General features: G+C 75.4%; 10 protein-coding genes. 3 read left to right on the top strand and 7 right to left on the bottom strand.

From position 1 onward, the window contains the following. Nucleotides 1-3: 3 nt before the first annotated feature. Nucleotides 4-519 (bottom strand): redox-sensitive transcriptional activator SoxR, encoded by a 516-nt coding sequence (gene soxR, locus NFS20_RS12625; RefSeq protein WP_463103778.1) that lies wholly within the window; start codon nucleotides 517-519, stop codon nucleotides 4-6. A 68-nt stretch (nucleotides 520-587) separates the two neighbouring features. Here soxR and NFS20_RS12620 point away from each other — a divergent pair, with 68 nt between their 5' ends. After that, nucleotides 588-1,739, top strand: a complete 1,152-nt coding sequence (locus NFS20_RS12620) for an alcohol dehydrogenase catalytic domain-containing protein (RefSeq protein WP_251152132.1) — start codon at nucleotides 588-590, stop codon at nucleotides 1,737-1,739. Further along, nucleotides 1,736-3,256, top strand: a complete 1,521-nt coding sequence (locus NFS20_RS12615) for an MFS transporter (RefSeq protein WP_251152131.1) — start codon at nucleotides 1,736-1,738, stop codon at nucleotides 3,254-3,256. The genes NFS20_RS12620 and NFS20_RS12615 overlap by 4 nt, the downstream gene beginning before the upstream one ends. 83 nt (nucleotides 3,257-3,339) lie before the next feature. Here NFS20_RS12615 and NFS20_RS12610 read toward each other — a convergent pair whose 3' ends face one another. Next, nucleotides 3,340-3,894, bottom strand: coding sequence for a TetR/AcrR family transcriptional regulator (locus NFS20_RS12610; protein ID WP_251152130.1), 555 nt, complete (start codon nucleotides 3,892-3,894; stop codon nucleotides 3,340-3,342). A gap of 57 nt (nucleotides 3,895-3,951) precedes the next feature. On the opposite strand from NFS20_RS12610, the gene NFS20_RS12605 reads away from it, so the two are divergent. Beyond that, on the top strand, nucleotides 3,952-4,836 hold the full coding sequence (locus tag NFS20_RS12605) for an alpha/beta fold hydrolase (protein WP_251152129.1): 885 nt from the start codon (nucleotides 3,952-3,954) through the stop codon (nucleotides 4,834-4,836). Between the two features lie 87 nt (nucleotides 4,837-4,923). Here the strand turns inward: NFS20_RS12605 and NFS20_RS12600 are convergent, their stop codons facing one another. The 5 genes from NFS20_RS12600 to nirB are packed head-to-tail and all read right to left on the bottom strand — an operon-like array spanning nucleotide 4,924 to nucleotide 11,303. Beyond that, complete coding sequence (locus tag NFS20_RS12600; RefSeq protein WP_251152128.1) at nucleotides 4,924-5,772, bottom strand: sirohydrochlorin chelatase; 849 nt, start codon at nucleotides 5,770-5,772, stop codon at nucleotides 4,924-4,926. Continuing rightward, a complete protein-coding gene (locus NFS20_RS12595) occupies nucleotides 5,769-6,860 on the bottom strand; it encodes a uroporphyrinogen-III synthase (protein ID WP_251152286.1) in 1,092 nt (363 codons plus the stop codon). Before NFS20_RS12595 ends, NFS20_RS12600 begins: the two co-directional genes overlap by 4 nt. Nucleotides 6,861-6,901: 41 nt before the next feature. Then, on the bottom strand, nucleotides 6,902-8,233 hold the full coding sequence (gene cobA, locus NFS20_RS12590) for a uroporphyrinogen-III C-methyltransferase (protein WP_251152127.1): 1,332 nt from the start codon (nucleotides 8,231-8,233) through the stop codon (nucleotides 6,902-6,904). After that, entirely contained in the window at nucleotides 8,230-8,634 is a 405-nt protein-coding gene (gene nirD, locus NFS20_RS12585) for a nitrite reductase small subunit NirD (protein ID WP_251152126.1), read from the bottom strand. Before nirD ends, cobA begins: the two co-directional genes overlap by 4 nt. Beyond that, on the bottom strand, nucleotides 8,631-11,303 hold the full coding sequence (gene nirB, locus NFS20_RS12580; RefSeq protein ID WP_251152285.1) for a nitrite reductase large subunit NirB: 2,673 nt from the start codon (nucleotides 11,301-11,303) through the stop codon (nucleotides 8,631-8,633). Before nirB ends, nirD begins: the two co-directional genes overlap by 4 nt. Between the last annotated feature and the right edge of the window lie 69 nt (nucleotides 11,304-11,372).

Below are 11,372 nucleotides of genomic sequence, written 5' to 3'. Positions count from 1 at the left end.
CCGTCAGTCGTCCAGCCCCTCGACGAGCAGGGTCCGGGGACCCGGCCCCTCCTCGCCCAGCTCGTCGTGCGGGTTGACGAGAACGCAGCGGCGCAGCGACAGGCACCCGCAGCCGATGCAGTCGGTGAGGTGGTCGCGCAGCCTCGTGAGCTGCTCGATCCGGGCGTCGAGGTCGGCGTGCCACGCGACGGAGAGCCGGTGCCAGTCCTTCGCGGTCGGCGTGCGGTCGTCGGGGAGGGTCGCGAGCGCGGCGCGGATGCGGGCGAGCGGGATGCCGACCCGCTGCGAGGCCCGGACGAACGCCACGCGGCGCAGCGTCTCGCGCGGGTAGCGCCGCTGGTTGCCCGGCGTGCGTCGGCTCGTGAGGAGGCCTTCGCGCTCGTAGAAGTGCAGCGCGGAGACGGCGACGCCGCTGCGGGCAGCGAGCTGTCCGACGGTGAGCTCGTCCCCCGGCCCGGGCACGTCGTCGGGCACAGGGGACCTCTTCCTCCCGGCGGACACCGGGCTTGACCTCAACATTTGTTGAGGTTCGAGACTAGCAGGGCGCGCGACCGTCCGGTCGCGCCGGAAGCCCCTGGAGGAGCCCCGTGGACGCCATCCGCCTGCACGCGTTCGGACCACCCGAGAACCTCGCCCTCGACCAGGTCCCCGACCCCGTCCCCGGGCCGAACGAGGTGCGCGTCGCCGTGCGCGCGCACGGCGTCCACCTGCTCGACACGACCTTGCGCCGCGGCGAGGCCGGCGGCCCGCTCCCCCTCCCCGACCTCCCCACGATTCCCGGCCGCGAGATCGCCGGGGTCGTGGACGCCGTCGGCCCGGGGGTCGACGCCGCGTGGCGCGGTCGGCGCGTCGCCGCCCACCTCGGCGCGCGGCCCGACGGCGGCGGGTACGCCCGCCTCGCCGTCGTGCCCGTCGAGGCGCTGCACCGCGTCCCGGCCCACGTCACCGCGCCGGACGCGCTCGCGATGATCGGGACGGGCCGCACCGCCGTCGGCATCCTCGACCTCGCGGAGCTCACGGCGGAGGACGTCGTGGTCGTCACCGCCGCAGCGGGCGGCCTCGGCACGCTCCTCGTGCAGGCGGCCGCGGCGACGGGAGCACGCGTCGTCGGGCTCGCCGGCGGACCGGTCAAGGCCGCGCTCGTCCGCTCCCTCGCCGAGGTGTCAGGGCCCCAGGTCACCCGGGTGACCGCTCGCCCTGACACCGCGGACGGGGCACGGGTCCTGTCAGGGCCACCGAGCACTGGGGTGACTTCTCACCCTGACAGCGAGCGCGGCACGCTCACCGCGATCGACTACCGCGCCGACGGGTGGCTCGACGCGGCACGCACCGCCGTCGGGCCGAGCGGTGCAACGGTGCTGCTCGACGGCGTCGGCGGCGACGCCGGGACGGACGCGGCGTCGCTCGTGCGCGACGGCGGCCGCCTGGTCCTCTTCGGATGGTCCTCGGGCGCGGCGAACCGCGCGGCAGAGCGCCCGGACGACGGCGGTGCCGGCGAGGACGTCGGCCGCGACCACCGGAAATCCGGCGGACCGGCGTCGACCCACGACGTACGGTGGGCCGTGGGACCCCTGGCCCGACCCTGGGGAGACCTGTTCGCCCTGCAGGAGCGTGCCCTCGCGCTCGCGGCGGACGGGACGTGGCGCGTCATCACCCACCAGGTACCCCTCGCGGAGGCGGCGCGCGCCCACCGCGAGCTCGAGGAGCGCGCGACGACCGGAAAGGTAGTTCTCGTATGACCGCGGAACCGCGCACGCGGCCCGACGCACGGCCCGGTACGACCGCGGGCGGGACGCCTCGGACGACCGTTCGTGCGCCCGAGCCGCTGACGCCCGCGACCCAGCGCACCGTGCTGTTCGGCATGGTCGCGTTCGTGTTCCTCGGGGCGTTCGAGGCGCTCGCCGTCGCGACCGCGATGCCGACCGTCGCCGTCGAGCTCGACGGTCTCACCCTCTACACGCTCGCCTTCGCGGCATCCCTCGCGTCGAGCGTCGTGGGGATGGTCGCGTCCGGCCGGTGGAGCGACCGCGCCGGCCCGGTGACCCCGCTGTGGACGGGCATCGGCCTGTTCCTCGCCGGATTGCTCGTCGCGGGGCTCGCGCAGGACATGCTCGTGCTCGTCACGGGCCGCGTGCTGCAGGGCGTGGGCACCGGCCTGTACATCGTCGCGCTCTACGTGCTCGTGGCCCGGGTGTTCCCCGCCGAGAGCCGGCCACGGGTCTTCGCGGCGTTCGCCGCGGCGTGGGTCGTCCCGTCGATCGTCGGGCCGGCCATCGCGGGGCTCGTCGTCGAGCACGTCGGGTGGCGCTGGGTGTTCCTCGCCGTCCCCGTGCTCGCGGTCCCGGCACTGATCCTCATGCGCCCCGGGATGAGGGTCGCCCGGGCCTCGTCGCCCGCGAGCAGCGCACCCGACGACCTGCCCGACGAGGCGCCGGCGCCCTCCGCGGGCGGCTCACCCTCGGACGCTGCCGTCGACGCCGAGTCGCCGCTCGACCGCACCGCGCGCCAGGCGTCGCTCGGGTGGGCGGTCGTCGCGGCCGTCGGGATCGGGGCGCTCAACTACGCGGGCCAGCTCCGCGGCGTCGGGCTCGGAGTGCTGCTCGCGCTGTCCCTCGCGGCCGTGGTCGTCGCCGTGCCGCGCCTCCTCCCGCGCGGCACGACACGCGCCGCCCGTGGCCTGCCGAGCGTCGTCGCGATCCGCGGGCTCGTCGCCGCTGCGTTCATGGGTGCCGAGGTGCTCCTCCCGCTCCTGCTGTCGCACGAGCGCGGGCTCTCGCCGTCGCTCGCGGGTGCGGTCCTCACGTTCGGCGCGGTCGGCTGGTCGACCGGGTCGTGGCTGCGCGGACGCGCGACGTGGGGGCTCGCGCACGCGGGGTACGTGCGGCTCGGCGGGACGCTCGTCGCGCTCGGGATCGGGGGCGCGGCGCTGCTCGCCTGGACGGCGGTCCCGCCCGTCGTCGGCATGGTCGCGTGGACCCTCGCCGGCCTGGGCATGGGCATGACCCACCCGACCCTGTCGGTGCTGACGCTCGAGCTGTCGCCCGTCGCGGAGCAGGGTGCGAACAGCTCCGCGCTGCAGGTGTCCGACGCCGTCGCCGCGGCCACCGCGCTCGCCGTCACCGGGTCGCTGCTGTGGGCGCTCCACCCGACGCTCGGTCTCGCGGCGTACGTCGTGTGCTTCGGCGTGACGGTGCTGCTCGCCGTCGGCGTCGCGCTGCTCGCCCCGCGCACCCGCCCGCACGTCGGCGCGCGGTAGCGCTCCACGCTCGCCGCCGATCGCTCGCTGTCGCTGTCGCTGACGCCGCCGTCGCGGCCTCTCTCGCCGAGGCCGAGCAACGGTCACGGCCGTGCGAGGGCACGCACCTCGCGCTCGACGGCGGGGCGCACGTCGAGAGCGGGGTCGACGGTGAGCCGGTGCAGGAGCAGGCCGTCGCAGCACGCCATGAGGGCCCGGGTCGCCGGCACGGGGTCGGCGATGCCGACGGCGATCACGATCCGCTCGGTCCACCGCTCGAACTCGAGGCGCTGCCGCCGCAACGGCTCGCCCAGCTCCGGGTCGCCCGCGAGCTCGAGGAAGAGCGCGTACCGTGCGCGGGTCCGCGCCGCGAACGGCCCGGCCTGGAGCTCGACCATGGCGCACAGGCCCTCGATCAGCTCGTCGACCCGCGTGACCGCCGGCAGCGCGGCTGGATCGAGATCGGCCCGCTCGCTCTCGGCGATCCAGTCCACCACGCCGGCGAGCAGCGCCCGGCGCGTGCGGAACCAGTTCGACGTCGATCCGGCGGGCAGACCTGCCCGGGCGTCGACCCGCGCGTGGCTCAACGCGCGCACCCCTTGCGCGCCGAGCAGCTCCACCGCCGCCTCGAGTGCACGCACTCGGGTGGTCACCGGCATGGACACCCCCTTCGAGCAGGTTTACTATGAACATAGTAGTTCCCCAAGGAGGCCACCATGGCCACGCTCGCCTCGACCTGGGCACCGCCGCTCCCCGAGGCCCCGGGCTTCGAGCATCTCGTCGTCGAGACGCCCGGCCTGCGGTCGCACCTCGCCACGATCGGCGAGGGCGACCCGGTCGTGCTGCTGCACGGATGCCCCCAGCACTGGTGGCAGTGGCACGCCATCGCTCCGGTGATCGCCGCACACGGATACCGCGTCTACTGCCCCGACCTGCGCGGGGCCGGCTGGACCGTGGCCGACGATCCGCGGATCGGACGGGAGACCCGGCTCCGCGACCTGCTCGCCCTCCTCGATGCCCTCGACGTCGAGCGCGCCCACCTCCTCTCCCACGACATGGGCGTCATCACCGCGATGCAGCTCACCTACGACCACCCCGAACGCGTTCGGACCGCCGTCCAGCTCGCCGTGTGGCCGGGCTTCGTGAGGTTCCACCCGAGGCTGGTCCCGGCCTTCCAGCACCTGCCCAAGTACGTCTGGCACCGCCCGGGCGCCCCGTTGCGCGGAGACTTCTCCGAGCGGTACGTGGCCCGCCCGATGTCGGAGGCGACCATCGAGGCCCATCTCGCCCCGATGCAGCGGCCCGAGGTCGACGCCGCAGTGCGTCCGCTCGCCCGTGGCATGGTCCTGCCCGAGGCCCTGCGCATCATGCGTGGCGCCTACCGCAGTCGCAGGCTCACCGTGCCGACCCTCGTCGTGTTCGGCCGCCGCGACCACCCCACGACCGAGGAGCTCATGGGGCGCATCTGCCGCGACCCCGAGCGGTACGCCGACCACGTCGAGTTCGCCTACGTGGACGACGCGGCGCACTTCATCACCGATGACGCCCCGGCCGCGGTCGCCGATCTCTCGCTCGACTGGTTCGACCGGGCCGCGAGGTAGACGCCGCGTCGTCGACCGGGGGTACCACCTCGCGCTACCCGCGTACTACCTCGCGCTACCGGGGTGCTACCTCGCGCTACCCGCGTACTACCTCGCCAGGGTCGCGGCGGCCTCGGCGTAGCGGTCGAGGACGATCTCGGTGAGCCGGGCGTCGGGCGCGAGCGGTGCCGTCACGACGTCCGCACCTGCCTCGAGCACGCGGTCGTAGAAGAAGCCCGGCGCCAGGAGGTATGCCGCGACGACGACGCGCGGCGCCTCCTCCGGCCCCGCGCCCGACGCCTCGGGCGCTCCCGCGCTCACGGCGAGGGACGCGTGCGCGGCGGCGACCGCGTCGGGGACCGACGGCGTCGCCATCGCGCCGTAGCCGACGGTCACCGGGCCGGCGTGCCGCTCCCGGAGGCCCGCGGCGAGCTGCTCGACGTCGCGGGCAGCCCCCGGCCGGCTCGACCCCGCCGCGGCGATCACGACCGCGTCGTCCGAGCGCACCCCGGCCTCGGCGAGCCGGTCGGCCAGCAGGTCCACGAGCCGCTCGTCCGGGCCGAGCGGCGTCCCCGCCGCGGCGTGACCGGCCCCGGGGCCCCGGTCAGCGACCGACTCGGCGATGTCGACGCCCACGTGGAACCCGCCCGAGAGCAGCAGCGGCACCACCACCGCGTCGCGCGGGAGGTCGTGCTCCGGCGCGACGACCGACGTCACGACGTCCGCGACCTCCGGCTGCTGCACGTCGACGAACGCCTCGCGCACGTCGAGGTCGGGGCGGGCTGCACGGACGTCGTCGAGCAGCGCCCGGACCACCTCGCGGCCGGTGAGGTCGCTCGTCCCGTGCGAGCACCCGACGAGCACCGGCAGCACCCGGTCCCCCGGCCCGCCGGCGCCACCGGGCGCGGAACGCTCCGCCGACGCACCGGAGGGAAAGGCCAGGATCTCCACGCTCATGCGAGCTCCAATCGGTATCCGCGCTTGACGACGGTCTTCACGAGGTCGCGACGGCCGGTGGCCTCGCGCAGCCGCGCGACGGCGACCTCGGCGGCGTGGGGGTCGCGCGAGTCGCCGGGCAGCACGTCGAGCACGTCGTCGCGCGTGACGACCTCCCCGCGACGCGACGCGAGGAGGCGCAGCACCTCGAGCGTGCTGGGCGACAGCGGCAGCACCTCGCCGTCGAGCACCGCGACGCGCGAGCGGATCTGCAGGACGCCCGCGACGGTCGTGAGGGCGAGGGTCTCGGCGTGCTCGTAGTGCGCGACGAGGGTGCGCACGAGTGCGCCGAGGCGCCCCCGCTCGGGCTGGAGCGGGCTGACGCCGCGGTGCTCGAGCGGCTTCGCCGTGACGGGCCCGACGGCGGCCGCCACCATCGACCCGTCGCGGAACCGCGACACGACGAGCCTGCCGACGCCGTGCTCCTCCGCGGCGCTCAGCCAGGCCTCGGCGCCCGGTGCCGACGTGAAGACGACGGCGTCGATCTCGCCGACGGCCGCGGCCTCGACGGACGCGCGCACGGCCTCCGGGTCGGGCGACGGGCCCCACCGGTACACGACGAGGCTCGCGACCTCGGCACCGGCCTCGGCGAACACGACGTCGAGCCCGTCGGCGCCCGCACCGTGGTGCTGGACGGCGATGCGCAGCCCCGCGACGCCCTCGCCGAGCAGCACGTCGGCGATCTCCGCGGACGTCTCGGACTCCGCGACCCAGTCGGCGGTCAGCCCGGCGGCCTGGATCGCGCCCCGGGCCTTGGGGCCGCGTGCGACGAGACGCGCGTCGGCGAGCACCTCGAGCAGCCGGTCGGCGAGGCCGTGCGCGTCGGCGGCCTCGACCCACGAGCGGAAGCCGATGCCCGTGGTCACGACGACGGCGTCCGGAGGTCTCTCGATGAGGGCGCGCGTCCCGGCGAGGAGCTGCTCGTCGTCGACGTGCGGGATCATGCTCAGCGCCGGCGCGTGGCGCACCTCGGCGCCGCGGCGCTGGAGCGCGGCCGCGAGCTCGCTCTTGCGGCGGTCGGCCGTGACCAGCACCGTGCAGCCGGCCATGACCTGCCCGAGGGCGCGCTCGGCCGGGAGGACCTCGCCGCTCACGCGACCGTCGCCGGGTCGAGCCGTCCCTCGGCGGCCACGTCCCCGACCACGATGATCGCCGGGGCCCGGACCCCGACCTGGGCGGCGCGCTCCACGACGTCGCCCAGCGCCGCGCGCGTGACGCGCTGGCGCGGCGTCGAGCCGTTCTCGACGATCGCGACGGGCAGGCCCGGGTCGGCCCCGGCGTCGAGCGCCTGGGCCGTGATGCGGGAGAGCTGCGAGACACCCATGAGGACCACCAGCGTAGCCGCGCGGTCGCGGACACAGACGAGCGAGGCCTCGTCGAGGCCCTCGTGACCGCTCACGACGTGGAACGCGGCGACCGTACCGCGGTGCGTCACGGGGATGCCGGCGAGCGCCGGCACGCTCAGCGCGCTCGAGATCCCGGGGACCACCTCGACGGGCACACCGGCCTCCCGGCACGCCACGACCTCCTCGCCGCCCCGCCCGTAGACGAACGGGTCGCCGCCCTTGAGACGGACGACGACGCGCCCGCGCTGCGCCTGCTCGACGAGGATCGCGTTGATCTCGTGCTGCGGGACCGGGTGGTGCCCGGGGGTCTTGCCGACGTCGATCACCTCGACGCCCGGCGCGAGCTCCTCGAGCACGTCGACCGGGCCGAGCCGGTCCGCGACGACGACGTCCGCCTCGGCGAGCGCGCGGCGCCCGCGCACCGTCAGCAGGTCGACGGCGCCCGGCCCACCGCCCACGAGAGTGACCCGGCCGAGCCCGCCCGGAGCGGGGCGGTGCCGGCGCTGGTCGGCGCCGCCGGCCCGCAGGTGCTCGGCGACCGCGTCGCGGACGGCGCGGACCCGTCGTGGGTCGGCGGCGCGGGGCCCTCCCGTCGTCCCCGCGACCAGGGGGGAGGTCACGTCGCTCACGACGCCGACGAGCACGTCGCCGCTGCGGGTCGTCGCGGGCGTGCGCGCGCTCCCCTCGTGCGCCGCACCCGCGTTGACGCACCACGTGCGGCGCTGCGAGGCCCACTCCGCGACCGCGCGGTTGACCGCGGAGTCGTCGGTCGCGGTGAGCACGAGCCACGTGTCGTCGAGGTCGCTCTCGCGCACCTCGCGCGGGACCCAGGTGACCGTCCCGACCTGCACGCCGAGCACGGGAGACGGGTCGTCGTCGGGTCGGATCGACGACACGTGCCCTGCGCTCAGCGAGGCGACGACGAGGTCGCGGAGGTCCTCGCAGACCTGCGGCGCGACGACGCGGACGTGCGCGCCGTCGTCGGCCAGCGCGCGGGCGCGGCGGGCCGCGACCGGCCCGCCGCCCGCCACGAGCACGGTGCGCCCCGTGACGTCGAGGCCGAGCAGCGTGGTCACGGCCGGGTCCCCACGAGGACGACGCCGTCGCGCACGTCGACCGGCCAGGTCACCAGGTCCTCGGCGAGGCCGTCGACCGGCTCGAAGCCGACCTTGTCGAGGCAGCGGCCGGTCGCGAGGTCGAACACCTGCTTGTACATCGGGCCGGCAACGGTCGGTACGCCGCCGCGCGTCCCGACGATCCCGCGCGACATGACGTTCGCGCCGGAGAACGGGTCGCGCTGCTGGACGGCCCGGACCGTGTCGTCCGGGAGGCGGAACAGGGCCACCTGGACCCCGCTGACGAGGGCGGCCGCGCCGCGCTCGACGAGCAGGTCGCGCACGAGGCACACGCGCTCCCAGGCGCCGGGCTCGGCGGAGACCTCGGCCGGGGCGGGGACGGGCTGCGAGACGACGCTCATCGACGGACCTCCAGGGTGGCGCCGGCGATCACGACGGGGCCGGTCAGGACTGCGGGGTCGGTGTCGCCCGCGGCGCGGGCGGCCTCCAGGGCGGCGGCGCGCTCGGCGGCCGTCGCGGGGCGGATCTGGCCGCGCTCGGTGACGTAGGCGAGGTCCGGGTCGGGCTCGGCGGGCGCGTTGACGAACGAGCCGAAGCGGCGCAGCTTCTCCGGGTCCTCCAGGACCGCCCGCCACTCGTCCTCGTAGTCCCCGACGTGCCGGACCATCGCGGCGTCGAGGTCGGCACCGATGCCGAGGGAGTCCTCGATGATCACCTCGCGGATCGCCTCCAGCCCGCCCTCGTAGTCCTCGACCCACGCGGCCGTGCGCTGGAGGCGGTCGGCGGTGCGGATGTAGTACATGAGGAACCGGTCAATGGTGCGGATCAGCTCGTCCGAGGTGAGGTCCTCGGCGAGGAGCTGCGCGTGCCTCGGCGTGAAGCCGCCGTTGCCGCCGACGTACACGTTCCAGCCCTTGTCCGTCGCGATGACGCCGACGTCCTTGCCCCGGGCCTCGGCGCACTCGCGCGCGCAGCCCGAGACGCCGAGCTTGATCTTGTGCGGCGAGCGCAGACCGCGGTAGCGCAGCTCGAGCTCGACGGCCATCCCCACGGAGTCCTGGACGCCGAACCGGCACCACGTCGACCCGACGCACGACTTCACCGTGCGCAGCGACTTGCCGTACGCGTGACCCGACTCGAAGCCGTGCTCGACGAGGCGCCGCCAGATGTGGGGGAGCTGCTCGATGCGGGCGCCGAACATGTCGATGCGCTGGCCGCCCGTGATCTTCGTGTAGAGGCCGAAGTCCTTGGCGACCTGCCCGATCACGAGCAGCCCGTCGGGCGTGATCTCGCCGCCGGGGATGCGCGGGACGACCGAGTACGTGCCGTCCTTCTGCATGTTGGCCATGACGTGGTCGTTGGTGTCCTGGAGCGTCGCCTGCTCGCCCTCGAGGATGTGCCCGTTGCCGAGCGACGCGAGGACCGACGCGACGACCGGCTTGCAGATGTCGCAGCCGCGGCCGGCGTCGCGGACGAGCACGGCGCCCTCGGTGGCTGCGTCCTCGTCCACCGGCGCCTCAACACCCCGACCGAACCGGCCGATGATCTCGCTGAACGTGTGCAGGTCCGCGACGCGCACCGCGTCGAAGAGCTGGGCCCGCGAGAGCTCGAAGTGCTCGCACAGGGCGTTGGAGACCTCGACGCCGGCCCGGGTGAGCTCGGTCGTCGTGATCTTCTTGACGAGCGGGAGGCACGACCCGCACGACGTCCCGGCCTTGGTGCACGCCTTGACGCTCGCGAGGTCGGTGCACCCGTGCTCCGTGACGGCGCCGCGGATGGTCCCGGCCGAGACGTTGTTGCACGAGCAGACCGTGGCGTCGTCGGGCAGCTCGAGCGCCGGGGCGCCGCCACCCGACCCCTCCGGGAGCAGGAACGCGCCGGGGTCGCCCGGCAGCTCCGCGCCCACCATCGGCCGCAGCGACGCGTACGGCGTCGCGTCGCCGACGAACACGCCGCCGAGGAGCGTGCGCGCGTCGTCGGACAGGACGAGCTTCTTGTAGACGCCCGCGACCGGGTCCGCGTAGACGAGCTCCATCGCGCCCTCGGTGCGGCCGAACGCGTCGCCGAAGCTCGCGACGTCGACGCCCTGGAGCTTGAGCTTGGTCGCGGTGTCCGCGCCCGGGAAGGTTGCCTCGCCGCCGAGCAGACGGTCCGCGACGACCTCCGCCATCGCGTAGCCCGGCGCGACGAGCCCGATGCAGCGGCCCTCGATGCACGCGACCTCACCGACGGCCCAGACGTGCTCGTCCTCGGTGCGGCACGCGAGGTCGACGACGGCGCCGCCGCGCTCCCCGACCGCGAGCCCCGCGGCCCGCGCGAGCTCGTCGCGCGGCCGCACGCCGGTGGCGACGACGACCACGTCGACGTCGAGCCGCCCGCCGTCGGCGAAGTCGAGCCGGCCCACGTGACCGGTCTTGCGGGAGACCTTCATCTCCTTGGTGCCGGTGTTGCAGCGGACGGCGATGCCCATGCCGTTGATGAGGCGCTTGAGGGCCTCGCCGCCGCCGAGGTCGATCTGCGCGTCCATCATGTGCGTGCCGAACTGGATGACCGTGGCCTGCGCGCCGAGCGCCTTGAGCGCGCCCGCGGCCTCGAGGCCCAGGAGGCCGCCGCCGATGACGGCGCCGCGCACCGGCCGCTCCCAGCCGCCCTCGGTCGTCGTGCTGCGCCGCTTCTCCTCGACCCAGCCGCGCAGGGCCGCGACGTCGTCGATCGTGCGGTAGACGAACACGCCGGGCAGGTCGTTGCCCGGGATGGGCGGCATCGCGGCGCTGGAGCCGGTCGCGAGCACGAGCTCGTCGTAGGCGTGGACGCGGCCAAGGCGGTCGGTGACGGTCTGCGCCTCGCGGTCGACCGCCGTCACGGCGCAGTCGCGGTGCAGCGTGACGAGCTCGTCGTCCCACAGCGCCGGGTCGCCGAGCGTCAGCTCGTCGGCGTCGCGCGCCGAGAAGTAGCTCGTCAGGGCGACGCGGTCGTACGGCTTGCGCGGCTCCTCCGCGAACACCGAGATGCGCCAGGCGCCCGCGCCGTCGCGGGCGCGCAGCGCCTCGACGAGCCGCTGGGCGACCATGCCGCCACCGACGACGACGAGGTGTCGCGCGGTCGCCGCCGTGCCCGGGGCGGGGGTGGGATCGGTCTG

Source organism: Cellulosimicrobium sp. Marseille-Q4280, assembly GCF_943181405.1.
GTDB lineage: Bacteria > Actinomycetota > Actinomycetes > Actinomycetales > Cellulomonadaceae > Cellulosimicrobium.
Note: the sequence above shows the minus strand (reverse complement) of the source record. Positions and strands in the feature narration are given on the sequence as shown.